Consider the following 17959-nt stretch of genomic DNA (forward strand, 5'->3'; position numbering starts at 1 on the left):
CCACTGCCATCCAATTGGAGTTTGATGACCATGAGTGTGGAAACTCAAAAGGAAACCCTGGGCTTCCAGACCGAGGTGAAGCAACTGCTGCACCTCATGATCCATTCGCTGTATTCCAACAAGGAAATTTTCCTTCGCGAATTGATCTCGAACGCCTCTGACGCTGTCGACAAATTACGTTTCGAAGCCCTGTCCAAGCCTGAGTTGCTGGAAGGTGGCGCGGAACTGAAAATCCGTGTGAGCTTCGACAAGGACGCGAAAACCGTCACCCTCGAAGACAACGGTATCGGCATGAGCCGTGACGATGCGATCACCCACCTGGGGACCATCGCCAAATCCGGCACCGCTGATTTCATGAAGAACCTGTCGGGCGACCAGAAGAAAGATTCGCACTTGATCGGCCAGTTCGGCGTGGGCTTCTACTCGGCCTTCATCGTTGCCGACAAGGTTGAAGTCTTCAGCCGCCGCGCCGGCCTTGCGGCCAGCGAAGGCGTGCACTGGTCGTCCAAAGGCGAGGGCGAATTTGAAATCGCCACCGTCGACAAGGCTGACCGTGGTACCCGCATCGTCCTGCACCTGAAGTCCGGTGAAGACGAGTTCGCCGATGGCTGGCGTCTGCGCAATATCATCAAGAAGTACTCCGACCACATCGCTTTGCCGATCGAGTTGCCGAAAGAACAAGCGGCGGCCGAAGGCGAAGAAGCCCCAGCCCAGGAATGGGAAGTGGTCAACCGCGCCAGCGCCCTGTGGACCCGTCCTCGTACCGAAGTCAAGGACGAGGAATACCAGGAGTTCTACAAGCACATCGCCCACGATTACGAAAACCCGCTGAGCTGGAGCCACAACAAGGTCGAAGGCAAGCTGGAATACAGCTCGCTGCTCTACGTACCGGCCCGTGCTCCGTTCGACCTGTACCAGCGTGAAGCGCCGAAAGGCCTGAAGCTGTATGTGCAGCGCGTATTCGTGATGGACCAGGCGGAATCGTTCCTGCCGTTGTACCTGCGCTTTATCAAGGGCGTGGTTGACTCCAACGACCTGTCGCTGAACGTGTCGCGGGAAATCCTGCAGAAAGACCCGATCATCGACTCGATGAAGTCGGCGCTGACCAAGCGTGTCCTCGACATGCTGGAAAAGCTGGCGAAAAACGAGCCTGAGCAATACAAGGGCTTCTGGAAAAACTTCGGCCAGGTCATGAAAGAAGGCCCGGCAGAAGATTTCGCCAACAAGGAAAAAATCGCCGGCCTGCTGCGTTTCGCATCGACCAACGGTGACGACGGCGAGCAGAACGTTTCCCTGGCTGAATACCTGGCTCGCGCCAAGGAAGGTCAGGACAAGATCTACTACCTGACCGGTGAAACCTACGCTCAGGTCAAGAACAGCCCGCACCTGGAAGTCTTCCGCAAGAAAGGCATCGAAGTGCTGCTGCTGACCGACCGCATCGACGAGTGGCTGATGAGCTACCTCAGCGACTTCGACGGCAAGAGCTTTGTTGACGTCGCCCGCGGCGACCTGGACCTGGGCAACCTGGATTCCGAAGAAGACAAGAAAGCCGCTGAAGAAGTGGCCAAGTCCAAAGAGGGTCTGGTTGAGCGAATCAAGACCGCCTTGGGCGATGCCGTCAGCGAAGTGCGGGTTTCCCACCGTCTGACCGATTCCCCGGCGATCCTGGCCATCGGCGAGCAGGACCTGGGCATGCAGATGCGTCAGATCCTGGAAGCCAGCGGTCAGAAGGTTCCGGATTCCAAGCCGATCTTCGAATTCAACCCGGCGCACCCGCTGATCGAGAAACTCGACGGCGAGCAGAGCGAAGAGCGGTTTGGCGACCTGTCGCACATCCTCTTCGACCAGGCAGCCCTGGCTGCCGGCGACAGCCTGAAAGACCCGGCCGCTTATGTGCGCCGACTGAACAAGCTGTTGGTTGAACTGTCGGTTTAACACCGTTGTAGAAAAACCCGCTTCGGCGGGTTTTTTCGTTCTGGAGCCTTTCACCTGGAGTAAATGATGAGCCAAATCACCGTGCGTTCCGTGGTCTATCAGATTGATGGCCAGTCTTATGAAAGCCGCCTGGCATTTGATGCCAGTCATAAGGGCCCGCTGCCAGGGTTGTTGATGGCGCCGAACTGGATGGGTGTCAGTGCCGGCGCTGAAGAGATCGCCAAGAGCGTGGCCAGCAAGGGCTACGTGGTGCTGCTTGCCGACCTGTACGGGCAAACCGTCCGCCCTTCGAACGGCGATGAAGCGGGTGCGGCGATGATGCCGTTGAAGAATGACCGGCCGCTGTTGAACAAGCGCATGCAGGTCGCGCTTGATCACCTGAAAACCCAGACTGAAGCGGCGGTGGATACCTCGAAGCTGGCGACCTTTGGTTTCTGCTTCGGTGGTTGCTGCTCCCTGGAGCTGGCGCGTACCGGTGCACCGTTGAAAGCTGCCGTTTCGTTCCACGGCAGCCTCGACACGCCGAACCCGGCCGATGCAAAAAACATCAAGGGTTCCGTGCTGGTGTTGCACGGTGCTTCCGACCCGTTGGTGCCGAAGGAGCAACTGCCGGCGTTTGAAGACGAAATGAACGCCGCCGGTGTGGATTGGCAATTGCTGAGCTACGGCGGTGCGGTGCACTCGTTTACCGACCCGCACGCGAATGTGCCGGGCAAGATGATGTATGACGCGAAGACCGCTGCGCGGGCCTTTCAGTCGATGCATAACTTGCTGGATGAAGTGTTCAAGGGCTGATAGTTCGGTTGCCTGAGCTGGCCCCTTCGCGAGCAAGCCCGCTCCCACATTTTAACCGTGTAAATCCTGAAGGAACGCGGTCGAAATGTGGGAGCGGGCTTGCTCGCGAAGGCTGTTTCACAGGCAATAAAGCGCTTAAGCCTTGCCTAGAGGCAACTCGATCCGCTCACTTTCCCCCGGCACTGTCGGCCAATCCCCAGCCGCCCAACGCTGCCGAGCCTGCTCGATCAACGCCGGATCACTCGCGACAAAATTCCAGTTAATCCGCCGTGGCCCATCCAGCGCCGCGCCGCCGAACACCACCAGGTGGCAATCAGTCTCGGCAAACAGCCCCATGCTTGCGCCTGCCGGCAACACCACAAGGCTATGCACCTCCAGCGCTTCGCCATCCAACTGCGCCTCACCCTCCAGCACATACACCGCCCGTTCTTCATGCTCATCCGGGATCAGCAGGGTGGTAGCCGTCTGCATCCGCACCTCGGCATACAAGGTGGGCGACAACACCGGCACCGGCGATTCGAGGCAAAAGCCATTGCCGGCAATCAGGCGAATCTGCACGCCGAGGTTATCGCTCACCGGCAAGCTGGCGGCCGGATGATGGCTGTAATGCCCAGGCCTTTGTTCATGTTCCTTGGGGGAGGCCAGCCACACTTGCAACCCGTGCAGGCTGAAACCACTGGCCTTCAACGCCTCGGGGCTGCGTTCAACGTGGGCAATGGCACTGCCGGCTGTCATCCAGCTGACGTCCCCGGCCTTGACCACCTGATCGGAGCCGAGGCTGTCCTTGTGCAGGAGTTCGCCTTCAAACAGGTAGGTCAGGGTAGAGAGGCCGATGTGCGGGTGTTGGCGAATGTTCATGCCGGTACCCGGGGCATAACGGGTTTGCAGCATATGGTCGAAAAACACGAAAGGCCCGACGCTGCGGCATTGCCTGGAGGGCAGTGGGCGCAGGATCGGTTGGCCTTCCACATCTTCGGCGCGCGGGCGAATCACGGTCACGGTGGTCATGGTGCTTCCCAGTCTGAGCGGGTCTGATGGTACTGAGCATAACCCGCTCGACGGGAGGTTGCCGCTACTGGCTGAAGGCGCCTTCGGAGAGCCGGGTCTCGATGGTAACTTCGGCCGTGGTCATCAGCTTGTGCACCGGGCAGCGATCCGCCACGCGGTGCAGCTCGTCGCGCTGCTCGTCAGTGAGTACGCCCTTGAGGGTCAGTTTGACGTTGAGCTTGTATTTGCCCTTTTGCTCTTCGGCGCTGTCATGGGTGACTTCCACGGTCACGCCGGTCAGCGGTATGTCTTTTTTCTGCGCATAGAGCTTGACGGTCAGGGCCTTGCAGGACGCCAGTGCGGCGTCGAAGTAATCGTGGGGGGAGGGCGCCGAATCGTCACCGCCCAGGCTCTTGGGCAGGTCGGTAAACAGCTCGTGGTTATTGATATTGACGCTGTGGCGGAAGTTTTCGGCGTTCAGCGTGTTCACGGTAACAGGCATGGCAAACCTCACAGGGTGGCAGGAAGAAGCTCATGCAGTTATAGAGCATGCTGGCACGTTGGTGTTCCCCGTTGTTTACCGCTGAACCCGCAGGCGCGGTCCGATGTCTACCGGCATTAGCCCTTGTTTGAGATACCCCCGTGCGCCGGACCCGCCTGAGTATTGCCCTGTTGCTGACCGCCGCAAGCTTTGCGGTGCAGGCTCGCGACTATGCCTACAGCGATGCACACCTGCATTACGTCGATTTCTTCCAGGAGTCGGCGGGCATGGATAAATTACTCAAGGCCATGGCCGATAATCGCATCGAGCACGTGATGATTTCCGGCATACCGGTGGCCAAGAAATGGCATGAGGACGAACCCAAGCGGCCGCGCTATTACGCCGGGGACGACGCCGACGCCTATTGGTACAGCGCCACCGACGTGTTCGTCGCCGATGCGGTCAATAAACTGAGCCCGGAGCAACGTCAGCGCTTTCATCCGTTCCTCAGTGGTTTCAATCCCAACGATAAAAATGCCGCATCCCATATCCAGCGCATGCTCGATCTCAATCCTGGGCTCTGGCAAGGCATCGGCGAAGTCTTCACCCGTCACGACGATCTGACCGCGCTGACCTCCGGCGACACCCCAAGGGCCAACAACGAGGCGATGACCCGCATCTATCACCTGGCCGCGGAGAATGATCTGCCGGTGATGGTGCATTCCAACATCACCTCCAAGCGTGAGAAAAATCCGTTGTACCTGGCGGAAATGGAAGAGCCGCTGCGTAATCACCCGCACACCCGGTTTATCTGGGCCCATGCGGGCAGCAGCATGGAGATCCATCGGCACCAGACGCAGATGGATTTTTTGCTGCCGACCCTGGCGCGCATGCTGGAGGCTTACCCGAACCTGTACGTCGACCTGTCCTGGAGCGTGCTCACGCCTTACTTGCTGGATGAGGCGGGAAAGGCACGCCCTGAGTGGGTAAAGCTGGTGGAGCGCTTCCCGGACCGCTTCATGCTTGGCTCAGACGTGGTAGGACGCTTCAACAAGCTCGGTAAGGAAATGCGCAGCTTTGACCCGTTCCTCGATGCGTTGCCTGAGGATGTGGCCAGAAAGGTCGCACGGGACAATTTCCTGGCGATTCTGCCCAAGCCCAGGTGATGGGTTTAGCTGAATCGCTACAGCCGGGGCGGGGCGATCATAAGGCGTTTTGATATCGCGTTTTCGTCTTAGGCAAACGTCTCAACTCGCCGATACCTTTCAAGAGCCCGCTGCAGGTGGATGCAGCGCTTTTGGAAGGATTCCGAGCATGAATATCAGAAGTCTGAATATCGCCCCTCGCGCCGGCCTGGGGTTTGGTTTGCTGGCGCTGATGGTGTTTGCCCTGGGCGGGTTCGCCTTGTTGCAGATGGGCAATATGCGCCAGCAGTCTGACCAGGTGGAAAACAACTGGCTGCCCAGCGTGATGGCGGTCGGCGAGATGAATCAGGACCTGCTGCGGGTGCGGGCCCTGACGTTGCGGCTGCTGCTTAACCGCGACCCGCAGGCAATCACGCAGAATGAGCAGAAAATCACCGAGCTGAAAAGCGGCCTGCACAAGGCTCAGTCCCTCTATGAAGGCTTGATCGTGCTGCCTGAAGAGCGGGTGCTGTTCGATCGCTTTAAAACCGAGGAAGAGCGTTACCTGCAGCGCCAGGAACAGGTGATGGCGTTTTCCCGGGCGAATCAGTTGGAAGACGCGATCAAGGTGGTCAACGGCGAGATGAACCAGTTGGCCGACGAACTGGCCGGTACCCTGCGTGAGCTGGTGACGTTGAACAAGGTCAGTGCCAATCAGGCGGCGAGCCTGGCGCAAAGTGTGTTCACGCAATCGCGCAGTTGGGTGGTTGGCATGATTGCCGTGACGGCGCTGATCACCATCGGTCTGGCATTGTTGCTGACCCGCAGTATTGTGCTGCCGTTATCCCAGTCTTTGAAAGTCGCCCAGGGTGTGGCCAGTGGCGATCTGACCGGGGTGATTACTGTCAGCGGCCAGGATGAGCCGGCGCGTTTGCAGCAGGCGCTGAAAAGCATGCAGGAGAGCCTGCGGGAAACCATTCGGCGTATTTCCGATTCGTCCAGCCAGTTGGCGTCGGCTTCCGAAGAGCTTAGTTGCGTGACCGAAGATGCCACCCGTGGGTTGCATCAGCAGAGTCAGGAAATTGAGCAGGCGGCTACTGCGGTGAACCAGATGACGGCGGCGGTGGAGGAGGTGGCGAGCAATGCGGTGGCTACGTCCCAGGCGTCGCGGGAGTCGGATCGTATCGCTCAGCATGGGCGCGAGCAGGTGCATCAGACGGTGTTGTCGATTGAGTCCCTGGCGGATGATGTGACGGCCAATGCGACTCAGGTGGAGGACCTGGCGCAGAAGGTGTATGGCATCAGCAAGGTGCTGGATGTGATTCGTTCGATTGCCGAGCAGACCAATTTGCTGGCGCTGAATGCCGCCATCGAAGCGGCGCGGGCTGGGGATGCCGGGCGTGGGTTTGCGGTGGTGGCGGATGAGGTGCGGGCCTTGGCGCATCGTACGCAGCAGTCGACCCAGGAAATCGAGCAGATGATCAGTGGGATTCAGCAGGGGACTGATCAGGCTGTCAGCTCCATGCAGCAGAGCAATACTCGGGCGCGTTCGACGCTGGATATCGCTAAGTCGGCGGGGACGGCGCTGGAGGAGATTGCTTCGGCGTTTACCCTGATCAATGAGCGCAACCTGGTGATTGCCAGTGCCTCGGAAGAACAGGCGGCGGTGGCGCGGGAGGTGGATCGCAATTTGATGAATATTCGCGATTTGGCACAGCAGACGTCGGCGGGGGCGAACCAGACCAGTGCGGCGAGCCAGGAGTTGTCACGGTTGGCGGTGGATCTCAACACGATGGTGGCTCGGTTTTCGGTTTAGGTTGTTGGGGGAGTATGCCCGTTGCTGTGGTAGGGGCTACTTATGGTTTCGCTCTCGCAGCGAGTCACTTTGCAAAAGCGGCAAAGTAAGCAAAGCGCTCTGCCTCGCCTGTCGGCGGGGCGCCTAAGATCAAAAGCAAGAGCACGGCGGCCTGGAAGCCGACCTGAGTGTTAGAAGCAAAAGCAGAACCGCTTTTCTGTCGGAGCCGGCTTGCCGGCGAAAACCTGAGAACGCCGCGTTGAATCAGGATGCCAGCGTCATCGTTAACGACCTTCGCGAGCAAGCCCGCTCCCACATTGGACCGTGCCCGCTTTAGCTTTTGATTTTGCTTCTAAACACTCAAGCCNNGGGCAAGAGCGTTTTGCTTACTTTTGACTGGGCACGCATTCCGGCTTTCAAAAGTGAGCCACTGTAAGCGCGGTAAACGGGTAAAAAACGCCCCGAACCAGTCGGGGCGTTTTCAGGCGATCAAGCTGCGAGAGCTTACTTACCCTGCCAGCGTTTCAGCACCAGGGTGGCGTTAGTGCCACCAAAGCCGAAGCTGTTGCTCATCACTGTATTGATGGTCGCATCTTCACGAGTCTTGGTCAGGATAGGCATGTCAGCCACGTCCGGGTCCAGTTCCTCGATGTTGGCAGAACCTGCCATGAAGTTGCCTTCCATCATCAGCAGGCAGTAGATCGCTTCGTGAACGCCAGCGGCGCCCAGGGAGTGACCCGACAGGCTCTTGGTAGAGCTGATCGCCGGAGCCTTGTCGCCGAATACCGCACGCACGCCTTCCATTTCCTTGGAGTCGCCGACCGGAGTCGAAGTACCGTGGGTGTTCAGGTAGTCGATCGGGGTATCAACGGTGGACATGGCCATCTGCATGCAGCGGATGGCGCCTTCGCCGCTTGGCGCAACCATGTCGTAGCCGTCGGACGTCGCGCCGTAGCCGACGATTTCCGCGTAGATCTTCGCACCACGGGCCAGGGCGTGTTCCAGCTCCTCGACCACCACCATGCCGCCACCGCCGGCAATGACGAAGCCATCACGGTTCTTGTCATAGGCGCGGGAGGCTTTGTCCGGGGTTTCGTTGTACTGGGTCGACAGGGCGCCCATGGCGTCGAACAGGAACGACTGGCTCCAATGTTCTTCTTCACCGCCGCCGGCAAACACGATGTCCTGCTTGCCCAACTGGATCTGCTCTACAGCGGTACCGATGCAGTGAGCACTGGTGGCGCAAGCGGAGGAGATCGAGTAGTTCACGCCCTTGATCTTGAACGGTGTGGCCAGGCAGGCGGAAACGGTGCTGCCCATGGTCCGCGTGACGCGGTACGGGCCAACGCGCTTGACGCCTTTCTCGCGCAGGATGTCCAGCGCTTCCATCTGGTTCAAGGTCGACGCGCCACCGGAACCGGCGATCAGACCGGTGCGTACGTTGGACACCTGGTCTTCGCTCAGGCCGGAATCGGTGATCGCGTCCTTCATGGCCAGGTAGGCGTAAGCGGCTGCGTGGCCGACGAAGCGATAGATCTTGCGATCAATCAGCTCTTCGAGGGGCAGGTCGATGGAGCCGGAAACCTGGCTACGCAGACCCATTTCGGCATATTCCGGGTTGAAGCGGATGCCAGGGCGACTTGCACGCAGGTTAGCGGAGACGGTCTCTTTGTCATTGCCCAGGCACGAAACAATGCCCAGACCAGTGATAACGACGCGGCGCATGCGGATAACCCTTAAAAGTTGTCAGTGGAAGTGAATACGCCGACCCGAAGGCCTTCGGCAGTATAAATCTCGCGACCGTCGACAGTCACCGAACCATCGGCAATGGCCAGGTTCAGCTTGCCCTTGAGGACGCGCTTGATTTGAATGTTGTAAGTGACTTTCTTGGCGGTCGGCAAGACCTGGCCAAAGAACTTCACTTCGCCCGAACCCAGGGCGCGACCGCGGCCCGGCAGGCCTTGCCAGCCCAGATAGAAACCGACCAGCTGCCACATGGCGTCAAGGCCCAGGCAGCCCGGCATCACCGGATCGCCTTCGAAATGGCAGGCGAAAAACCACAGGTCAGGGGTGATATCCAGCTCGGCGACCAATTCACCTTTGCCGTACTTGCCACCCTCTTCGCTGATATGGGTGATGCGATCCACCATCAGCATGTTCGGGGCGGGCAGTTGCGCGTTACCTGGGCCGAACAGCTCACCGCGACTGCAGCGCAGCAGGTCTTCCCGAGTAAAGGCGTTTTGTTTGGTCATGCGAGCTCCTCAATAATCCCATGCGGCAGGGCAGGGCAAATCTTCCCGGCCGACTGAAGCGTTCATGCCTCATATCGGCAGCCTACACATAGACTATTGCGTTGTAGTGAAAGTCACAGCGTCAAGGTCATGAATGTACACTTGTGCACTGAAATTATAAACCGGGCCGGTTTACGGGCCCGTTCGGGTGCCTAAGACTGCCGCACTTTCGTCTTTCACGCCAGTCGCAGTTGGCTGATGGCACCGTGTTACTGCACCCATCTCTGCAGGATTTGCTGCAAATCCGTGCGTTTGAACGGCTTTGCCAGGTAATCGTTCATTCCAGCTGCCAGGCAGGCTTCGCGATCGCCCTGCAAGGCATTGGCCGTGAGGGCAATGATTGGCAGCTCGGCGCAACCGGGCAACTGGCGAATCTGCCGGGTAGCCTCGTAGCCATCGATGCCCGGCAGTCGGCAGTCCATCAGGATTGCGGTAAAAATCAGGCTTTCGGCGCTGCGAATCGCTTCGGCGCCGTCGGTGGCGATGCTCACCTCGAACCCCAGGCTGCGCAGCATGGCTTCGACCACCGTGCGATTGACCGGGTTGTCTTCCACCAGCAACACGTTGCGCCCTTCGCCCGCACGGGCATTGCCTTCGGTATTCGGCGCGAGCACCGGCAAGCTCTGCTGGTAGATCGCCAGCGGAATTTCCAGGGTAAACACCGAGCCGTGGCCTTCTTCGCTCTGGGCGCGCAGGGTGCCGCCCATGCGTTCGGCCAGGGTGCGTGCGATAGGCAGTCCCAGTCCGGTGCCGCCGTAACGTCTTGAAATGGAACTGTCGGCTTGCTGGAACGCATCGAACATCAGTTCCAGGCGCTCGGCGGAGATGCCAATCCCGCTATCGCGCACGGTGCAGGTGAACCACAGCAATTCATGGTCCAGGGTCTGCCAGTGGGGTTCGACGGTGACGGTGCCCTGCTCGGTGAACTTCAGGGCATTGCCGATCAGGTTCACCAAAATCTGCCGGATGCGGGTCGGGTCGCCCTGTACCTGCAGCGAGCCCAGGCCCTGGGGGATCGGCACTTCGAGCGCCAGCCCGCGTTGTTGGGCGGCGTGCTGGAAGGCCTGGGCGCAACTGCTGATCAGCTCCACCAGGTCGAACGGAATGTGCTCAAGCTCCAGGGCCGCGCGCTCGATGCGCGAGAAGTCGAGGATGTCGTTGATCACCTTCAGCAGGTGTTCGGTGGACTCCGAGGCCAGCGCCGCGTATTCGGTCTGTTCCTCGGTCATGTCGGTGGTTTCCAGCAGTTGCAGCATGCCCAGCACCCCGTTCATCGGCGTGCGCAATTCATGGCTCATCATTGCCAGGAAGTCCGACTTGGCATTGTTCGCCCGCTCGGCTTCTTCGCGGGTCTGGATCAACTGGGCCATGGCCTGGTGCTGTTCACGACTGGCCTGGTTCAAGCCATCGGCGAGGTTATTGATGTGGCGCGACAGGTCGCCCAGCTCCGAGTCATCCACGATGGGCAGCGGTGTCTGGTAATCGCCCTGCTGGATCGCCTTGACCGCATTGCCCATGGCGCTGATCGGTTGCGACAGGCTGGCCGCCAGGCGCCGGGCCAGCAGGAAGGTAAACAGCAGGGCGAACAGCGCGAGAATCCCGGCCTTGAACAGGATTTCCTGCTGGCGCTGGCTGAACGCATCGTTGGACATGCCGACAATCACTCGCCCCAGGTAGTCCGCGCGCGGGGCCTTGGGCTCGGCAGTACTGTCCTGGAAGAAGTCATTGCCCAGCTGGATATGTTGCAGGCGAATCGGCGCCTGGAAGACTTTCACCGACAGCGAGCGATCGTGCTTCTCCGACGGTTGCTCGACATACACCAGGATATTTTCTGCGCTGTCCTGAATCTCCAGGAAGCGCACGTGCGGCGTGGCGAGGGTGGCCCGCAACAGGCTTTCAAGCACGTCGTTGTTGCCGGAAATCACCCCGTATTCGGTGGCCGGCGCCAGTTGGTTGGCGATCAACTGGCCGGTGTGGTCCAGTTCCTGGCGCAGGTCCTGGATCCGCACGAAGGTGAAGAAGCTGATCAACAGCAGCGTCAGCAGGAGTGCCGGGCCCAGGGTAATGAGCTGGGTCCGGGTGTTGATGTCCCAACGGCGACGAAATGTCATGGGCGTTTTTCTCCTTCGGCCAGGCGGGCGGCGACGTTGGTTTCGTCCACCTGTTCGATCCCCAGTGAGCGCGCAACCTGCGGGTTGCCTACGACTTTGAAACGTTCCGGGTACAGCGAGCGCGGCCAACTGGCCGGCGCATGATCCAGCAGGCGGTCGAGCACATCCAGCCAGTCGGTCTGATCGCTGTAGGTGCTGGCCAGGCTGCCGGCCTTGACGAACCCGGCGTTGGGCCCGACCAGTGGCAATTGCCTGGCGTAGCTGCTGAGCAGCAGGTTTTTCGCAGTTTTCGGGTTGTACAGCTGGGGATCATCCAGCCCCAGCAAGACGTCGCTGTTCTTGAACAGGCTTTGCAGCGGGCGACTGTCATTAATGTTTTCCCAAAGCTGGGGCACGATCTCCAGGCCCATGGGCGCGGCGTACTGGCGCAGCTCGCGCAGCAGGAACTCGCTGTCGATGCCATAGAGCACGCCGATGCGCCGGGCCTGAGGCAGGATGCCGGTGATGAGGCGCAGTTGTCGGTCCAGCGGTGGGTCGCTCCACAGCAGGCTGATCTTCGCAGGCAACGTGGCACCCAGGCGCTGGCGCGCTTGCAGGCGGCTGATGCGCAGCACCAGGGTCGGTGGGCCCTGGGCGTCTTGCAGGCGCCAGTCAAGGCTGGGCAGGTCCAGCAGGATCAGGCGGGTGCTGGTCGGCAAGTTTGCGGGGGCGGGCAGGTCCTTGAGCGGGGTGAACTTCACGCTGTCTTCGGGACGCTGCAGGGCCAGGGCCTGGACGAATGTTTGTACGCCCGGGCCGTCTTCGTCGGCGGTCAGCAGGATATCCGCTGCCCATGTCGGTGCGCCGAACAGTAAAACCCCAAGCAACACACAGCACCGCCAGAGCCGGGCGGTAAAGGGCAGGGTCATCCGTGACGAGTCGCTGTCCACTAGAACTCTAACTCCGCACTGAAGTAGAGCACGTGGCGTTGGTCATAGTTGTTGTCGGGCCAGGTGGTGGGCTGATTGTCGAGGCGTTGTTGCAACATGCCGGCCAGCTCCACGTTGGCTTTGCCCAAGGCAATGCGCTTGGCCACCCGCAGGTCGACCCGTTCGAAGCGATACTGGTTGAGCGCATCGTCGCCATAGTAGAACACCGCGCTGGACCAGCCATGGCCCCATTCCCGCATCCAGCCGGCCGAGCCGCTGTTGCGCGCGGTCTGCTGCCTGTCCAGGGGGTTGGTGGCGCTGGCATCCACATAAGCATAGGTGACGCGCAGCCGGTCGGCGGTGCTCATGTGCCAGTCGAGCTGGGTTTCGGTGCCGGTAAAGCGCGAGCTGTTCGAGTTGCTGGCGATGTACTGGTTGTTGCGCAGCGGCTCGCTGACCATTTCGCTGATTTCGTCGTAGAACAGCTTCACGTCGACGTTCAGCCCGATGTCGGCAAAAAAGCCGTTGTAGCCCAGCTCCCGGGAGCGCATCAGCTCTTTGTCGAGGTTGCCCGGGCCACGGGTCACCACGAAGTATTGGCCGGAGTTCTGGCCGTAGGCCGGCGAGCTGAGGTTGGTGACGCGGTAGCTCCAGTTGACGTTGTTCTCGAACATGTCCGGGGAGCGAATGGCTTCGGAGTACACCGCGCGCAGGCCGTGGCGCGGGTTGATCAGGTAGTTGACGGCCACCCGTGGCGTCAGCGAGTTGCCGCTCAGGTGAGTGTCTTCGTACATCGCGCCGCCCTGCAGCAGCCAGTGTTCGCTGGCCCGCCATTCCAGGTGGCCGAACAGGCGCCAGGTGGTGTCGTCCAGGGTGCCGTTGAAGTAGGTGTCGGAGTCGGCGCGGTCGTAGCGGTAGTTCATGCCGCTGACCAGGCGCAGGCTGTCGGACAGGCTGAGGGTGTCTTGCAGCTCCAGGTCGTAGCGGCTTTCCTTGGTGCTTTGGTCGATGTTGCCGCAGACCGGGTCCTTGCCGCCGTCCCCCCATTGCTGGAGCACCTGGCGGGCCAGTGCCTGCTCGGCGGCGCTGCCGGGTGGGAGGTTGCCGGGGTTGAAGTTGTTCATGTGCCGGGCCAGTCGCTCGGCATAGTTGGGGTTGAGCTGCCACAGCTGCGTCAGTTCCGGGCTGAACGAGACCTTGGCATCGCACGCGCGCCAGATCTGCCGGCGATCCCACTGCTGGGCCGAACCCTGGATATACAGGCTGTGATCGGGGTTGAAGTCGAAGTTCCAGCGCAGGGAACCGGCATAGTCCTTGGCGCTGACGTCGGAATTGTTACCGCCTTCGGTAATCCCGTCGAACACCGGTTGGTAGGTGTAAGGGCGCTGGTTGGTGCCTTCCTTGGCGTCCAGTTGCCAGTCGATGCTTTGTTGCGCATTCAGGGTCTGGCTCACGGCCAGGCTGAAGCGGTTCAGGCGGCGCCCGTCGCGGCGGTCAGCGCCCACGCGGTCGCTGTCAAAGCCATCGTCCTGTTGACCGGAGAGTGACAGGCGCAAATCGCCGGTTTCCCAGCCCATGCCCTGGCTGGCGTACCAGTCGTTGATCCCCCGGCCGCCCTGGGTGAGTTTCATCCGCGTGCCATGGCTGTTGGCCGGCGAGCGGGTGAGGATGTTGACGACGGCCATCAGCGCGTTGGCGCCGTAGCTGACGGTATTGGGGCCGCGGAAGACCTCGATGCGGTCGATGTCTTCCAGGGCTACCGGAATATCGCTCCAGTCCACCGTGGCCAGGCCCGCGCGGTACACCGAGCGCCCATCGATCAACACCTGCATGCGCCGCGCATCGCCCGCCTGGGTGCCGTGGTAATTCACGGCGGCCTGGTTGCCGGTGGTGTAGCCGACCATCATCCCGGGCACCAGCCGCAGCAGTTCGGGGATATCCCGTGCGCCGCTGGCCTTGATCAGCTCGCTGTCGATCACCGTCATGCTGCCGGGCACGGCGGCGGCCGATTGCTTGAGCCGGGTGGCGGTCAGCACCTGCGGCAGCGGCTGGCTGTCGAGGAACAGGTCGTCAGCCAGCACCGGCACACTGCACCACGGCATGCACAACAACGTCAGCAAAAGGGATGAGCGAGGAGGAGGGCCCAAATACACGGCACGGCCTTGATAATTACGGATAGCCGCCCATGTTAACTGAGGTGGGGCCTTTTGCCAGTCGTCGGCCCTGTAATTACTTCGCACAAATGTCGCATTTTCCGACAAGCGTTTGAATTGACGCGGGGGCTGGCCGCAGGCGGGTCGCTCCGTATAATGCGGCCATCGCCACTGCTATGGATTAACGGATTGCATATGACTGAACAGCGCCCTATTGCGGTCCTGGGAGGCGGAAGTTTTGGTACCGCCGTGGCTAATCTGCTGGCTGAAAATGGTCACCGGGTGCGTCAATGGATGCGTGACCCCGAGCAAGCCGAAGCCATTCGGGTCAACCGGGAAAACCCCCGTTACCTTAAAGGCATCAAGATTCTGCCGGCCGTGGAGCCGGTGACTGATTTACAGGCGACGCTGGACGAGTGCGACCTGTGCTTCGTCGCGCTGCCCTCCAGCGCCCTGCGCTCGGTGCTTGCACCCCATGCCGAGCGGCTGGCGGGCAAGCTGCTGGTGAGCCTGACCAAGGGCATTGAGGCGCACACCTTCAAGTTGATGAGCGAGATCCTTGAAGAAATCGCCCCCGAAGCGCGGATTGGCGTGTTGTCCGGGCCGAACCTGGCGCGGGAAGTGGCTGAGCACGCGCTGACTGCCACGGTGATCGCCAGTGAAGACGAAGAACTCTGCGAGCGGGTGCAGGAGGTGCTGCACGGTCGCACCTTCCGCGTGTACGCCAGTGCCGACCGTTTCGGCGTCGAGCTGGGCGGGGCGTTGAAGAACGTCTACGCGATCATCGCCGGCATGGCGGTTGCGCTGGGCATGGGTGAAAACACCAAGAGCATGCTGATCACTCGCGCCCTGGCCGAGATGACCCGGTTTGCGGTCAATCAGGGCGCCAACCCGATGACCTTCCTTGGCCTGGCAGGTGTGGGCGACCTGATCGTCACCTGCTCGTCACCGAAAAGCCGCAACTATCAGGTCGGTTTTGCCCTTGGCCAGGGCTTGAGCCTGGAAGACGCCGTGACGCGTTTGGGCGAAGTGGCGGAAGGCGTCAACACCCTGAAGGTGCTGAAGGCCAAGTCTCAGGAGGTCGGGGTGTATATGCCGCTGGTTGCCGGGTTGCACGCGATCCTGTTTGAAGGGCGCACCTTGAACCAGGTCATCGAGTTGCTGATGCGCGCCGAGCCTAAAACCGATGTCGACTTTATTTCCACCAGTGGTTTCAACTGAGGAACGCGTCATGAACGATCCGAAAGCAGCACCCAAGTACGAGTCCATCGGCCTGCGTGTCCTGTGGATGCTGGTGTTTGCCCTGGTGTGGCAAGTGGCGCAGTTTCTGCTGGGGGCGCTGGTGGTGGTGCAACTGGTTTATCGCCTGGTGTATGGGGCACCGAACCTGGGGCTGATGAATTTTGGTGACAGCCTGAGTCAGTTCTTGGCGCAGATTGGGCGGTTTGGCAGCTTTCACAGTGATCAGAAGCCTTGGCCGTTCGCCGATTGGCCGACGCCCCGTGCACCGGAAGGTGAGGCTGCCCACAGTGTGCCGCCTGCACCGCATCCGGCGCGTGATGAGGAACCCAAGCTATGAAGGTGTGGGTGTTGCGTCACGGTGAGGCCGAGGGGCATGCGCGTACGGATGCCGAGCGTAATTTGACGGCCCATGGGCGCGATGAGGTGTTGCGCAGTGCGGGGCATCTGATTGGGCAGCCGATTCGGGCGATCATTGCCAGTCCGTATGTGCGGGCGCAGCAGACGGCGCAGTTGGTGCGGGAGGCGTTGGGGTTTGAGCCGGATGTCCGCACTGTGCCTTGGTTGACGCCGGAGAGTAATCCGTTGGAGGTGCTCAAGCATCTCGACAATGACGATGATGTGTTGCTGGTTAGTCATCAGCCGTTTGTGGGGGGGCTGATCAGTTATTTGCAGCATGGGCATTTTCGGCAGCCGCAGGCTATGAGTACGGCGAGTTTGGCGGAGTTGGAGGGGGATTTTCCGTTGGCGGGGTTGATGAGTCTTTTGAGTGTTCGGAATCCTTAAGGTTGGGTTTGGTTTTGGGTACATATCCGTTTCTTCGGTAACGGCCACTTAGGGTTCCGCTCTTACAGCGGGTCACTTTTGGCAAACGCCCCAAAAGTAACCATGGACTTGTTCCCTCGTAGCGGACGCCAAGAAGCGATATTTTAATCGCAATCTTGGAGGTACTTATGGCACAGCAAACTCGCCGCAGTTACACCGACGACTTCAAAGCTCAGGCAGTGACACTTGCTGAAAGCATTGGTCGAGGAGAAGCTGCCCGACAGTTGGATATCTCGGTCAAAACCTTAGGTAATTGGCTGGACGCCGCACGCAACGGGCGTCCTCTCAGTTCTCCTGCCCGGCATCCGGTCTCTGACCTGGAAAGCGAGCTGGCTCGGCTTCGAGCTGAAAATGCCACGCTCAAAATGGAGCGAGAAATCCTAAAAAAAGCGACGGCGTTCTTTGCCAAAGAGTCCAACTGAGATACGCCTTCGTCGCCCGTGAACGGACTCGCTTTCCGGTTAGGCTGTTATGTCGAGTGATGGAGGTCTCGGTGTCGGGCTTTCACGGCTATTTGAAGCGCCAGGAGCGTCCGGATCCAGACGCCGCGATTCGCCTGGAGATTCGTGCGATTCATCGAGCAAGCCGCGGCACTTATGGGCGTCCGCGCATGGTTCAGGCGCTTCATAACCGCTCTTACACGATAGGGCACAAGCGGGTAGCTCGGCTGATGAGAGAGGAGATGCTACGAGGAAAAATCAAAGCCCGGTTCAAACATTCAACGGATAACCGGTATATCCAACCCATTTCTGACAATGTGTTGAAACGACGCTTTTCTGTGACAAGTCCCGTAGCCGCTTGGGTGGGTGATATCACGTATATTTCGACACGCCAGGGGTGGTTGTACTTGGCTGTGGTGTTGAGTGTTCAGACCCGGCAGGTGCTTGGATACAGCCTGTCGGATCGTATGCCCGAGGGTTTGGTACAACAGGCGTTCATGAACGCCTGGACGAAAACGCCAGTTGATCACGGGGTGATTTTTCACTCTGATCGAGGCCGGCAATACACGGGTAGCGGTTTTCGCAGCATGATCGCGGAAAGAGGCTTTGTGCAAAGCATGAGCCGTAAGGGAAACTGCTGGGATAACGCCGTAGCAGAGAGCTTTTTTGCCTCACTCAAGAAGGAAGAAGCCACGGGTGTGTATCCCAGCAAAGCACAGGCCCATGCATCAATCGCAAGCTACATCCATGGGTTTTACAATGCGACACGGCTGCACTCGGCGCTGGGATACAGGTCACCTAATGACTACGCAAAGCACCTGAAGCACTCTGCTTAACACTCGCTTTATGGCGTACGTTTGGAGGGAGCAAGTCCA

Annotated in this window: 17 protein-coding genes; 9 read left to right on the forward strand and 8 right to left on the reverse strand. The window is 60.0% G+C overall.

Annotated features, from left to right (window positions below; all coding sequences use genetic code 11):
* Positions 1-30: 30 nt before the first annotated feature.
* Together htpG and HYE77_RS13795 are read left to right on the forward strand one after the other, a co-directional pair.
* Complete coding sequence (gene htpG / locus HYE77_RS13790) at positions 31-1935, forward strand: molecular chaperone HtpG (RefSeq protein WP_003210561.1); 1905 nt, start codon at positions 31-33, stop codon at positions 1933-1935.
* A gap of 66 nt (positions 1936-2001) precedes the next feature.
* Positions 2002-2730, forward strand: coding sequence for a dienelactone hydrolase family protein (locus tag HYE77_RS13795; RefSeq protein WP_008434010.1), 729 nt, complete (start codon positions 2002-2004; stop codon positions 2728-2730).
* Between the two features lie 135 nt (positions 2731-2865).
* Here the strand turns inward: HYE77_RS13795 and HYE77_RS13800 are convergent, their stop codons facing one another.
* Positions 2866-3738: a pirin family protein gene (locus HYE77_RS13800; protein ID WP_177068881.1), complete on the reverse strand. Its 873-nt coding sequence runs from the start codon at positions 3736-3738 to the stop codon at positions 2866-2868.
* Between the two features lie 64 nt (positions 3739-3802).
* The gene (locus HYE77_RS13805) at positions 3803-4219 is read right to left on the reverse strand and encodes an OsmC family protein (protein ID WP_177068882.1); all 417 of its coding nucleotides are present in this window, start codon (positions 4217-4219) and stop codon (positions 3803-3805) included.
* A 140-nt stretch (positions 4220-4359) separates the two neighbouring features.
* Between HYE77_RS13805 and HYE77_RS13810 the strand changes: the two genes are divergently transcribed.
* Together HYE77_RS13810 and HYE77_RS13815 are read left to right on the forward strand one after the other, a co-directional pair.
* Positions 4360-5364: an amidohydrolase family protein gene (locus tag HYE77_RS13810; protein WP_177068883.1), complete on the forward strand. Its 1005-nt coding sequence runs from the start codon at positions 4360-4362 to the stop codon at positions 5362-5364.
* 148 nt (positions 5365-5512) lie between these two features.
* Positions 5513-7138: a methyl-accepting chemotaxis protein gene (locus HYE77_RS13815; RefSeq protein ID WP_003210555.1), complete on the forward strand. Its 1626-nt coding sequence runs from the start codon at positions 5513-5515 to the stop codon at positions 7136-7138.
* Between the two features lie 64 nt (positions 7139-7202).
* Here HYE77_RS13815 and HYE77_RS13820 read toward each other — a convergent pair whose 3' ends face one another.
* The 6 genes from HYE77_RS13820 to HYE77_RS13845 form a co-directional block, all read right to left on the reverse strand.
* Positions 7203-7421 (reverse strand): hypothetical protein, encoded by a 219-nt coding sequence (locus tag HYE77_RS13820; protein ID WP_003210554.1) that lies wholly within the window; start codon positions 7419-7421, stop codon positions 7203-7205.
* A 200-nt stretch (positions 7422-7621) separates the two neighbouring features.
* Positions 7622-8842 carry a beta-ketoacyl-ACP synthase I gene (gene fabB / locus HYE77_RS13825; protein ID WP_003210553.1) on the reverse strand — a complete coding sequence of 407 codons (1221 nt, stop codon included), beginning with the start codon at positions 8840-8842 and terminating at the stop codon, positions 7622-7624.
* An 11-nt stretch (positions 8843-8853) separates the two neighbouring features.
* Positions 8854-9369, reverse strand: coding sequence for a 3-hydroxyacyl-[acyl-carrier-protein] dehydratase FabA (gene fabA / locus HYE77_RS13830; protein WP_003210552.1), 516 nt, complete (start codon positions 9367-9369; stop codon positions 8854-8856).
* Positions 9370-9617: 248 nt separating this feature from the next.
* Positions 9618-11519, reverse strand: a complete 1902-nt coding sequence (locus tag HYE77_RS13835) for an ATP-binding protein (protein WP_177019615.1) — start codon at positions 11517-11519, stop codon at positions 9618-9620.
* Positions 11516-12427, reverse strand: a complete 912-nt coding sequence (locus tag HYE77_RS13840; RefSeq protein ID WP_052024261.1) for an ABC transporter substrate-binding protein — start codon at positions 12425-12427, stop codon at positions 11516-11518. The genes HYE77_RS13835 and HYE77_RS13840 overlap by 4 nt, the downstream gene beginning before the upstream one ends.
* 20 nt (positions 12428-12447) lie before the next feature.
* Positions 12448-14580 carry a TonB-dependent receptor domain-containing protein gene (locus HYE77_RS13845; protein WP_177068884.1) on the reverse strand — a complete coding sequence of 711 codons (2133 nt, stop codon included), beginning with the start codon at positions 14578-14580 and terminating at the stop codon, positions 12448-12450.
* Between the two features lie 195 nt (positions 14581-14775).
* Here HYE77_RS13845 and HYE77_RS13850 point away from each other — a divergent pair, with 195 nt between their 5' ends.
* The 5 genes from HYE77_RS13850 (at position 14776) to HYE77_RS13870 (ending at position 17920) form a co-directional block, all read left to right on the forward strand.
* The gene (locus HYE77_RS13850; protein WP_003210548.1) at positions 14776-15801 is read left to right on the forward strand and encodes an NAD(P)H-dependent glycerol-3-phosphate dehydrogenase; all 1026 of its coding nucleotides are present in this window, start codon (positions 14776-14778) and stop codon (positions 15799-15801) included.
* A gap of 10 nt (positions 15802-15811) precedes the next feature.
* Complete coding sequence (locus tag HYE77_RS13855; RefSeq protein WP_003210547.1) at positions 15812-16159, forward strand: DUF4389 domain-containing protein; 348 nt, start codon at positions 15812-15814, stop codon at positions 16157-16159.
* Complete coding sequence (gene sixA / locus HYE77_RS13860; RefSeq protein WP_134327083.1) at positions 16156-16605, forward strand: phosphohistidine phosphatase SixA; 450 nt, start codon at positions 16156-16158, stop codon at positions 16603-16605. The genes HYE77_RS13855 and sixA overlap by 4 nt, the downstream gene beginning before the upstream one ends.
* Positions 16606-16772: 167 nt before the next feature.
* The gene (locus tag HYE77_RS13865; protein ID WP_033901971.1) at positions 16773-17066 is read left to right on the forward strand and encodes a transposase; all 294 of its coding nucleotides are present in this window, start codon (positions 16773-16775) and stop codon (positions 17064-17066) included.
* Positions 17063-17920, forward strand: coding sequence for an IS3 family transposase (locus tag HYE77_RS13870; RefSeq protein WP_146014440.1), 858 nt, complete (start codon positions 17063-17065; stop codon positions 17918-17920). Before HYE77_RS13865 ends, HYE77_RS13870 begins: the two co-directional genes overlap by 4 nt.
* The last annotated feature ends 39 nt before the right edge of the window (positions 17921-17959 follow it).

It is taken from the genome of Pseudomonas sp. IPO3774, from assembly GCF_013386835.1.
Taxonomy (GTDB): domain Bacteria; phylum Pseudomonadota; class Gammaproteobacteria; order Pseudomonadales; family Pseudomonadaceae; genus Aquipseudomonas.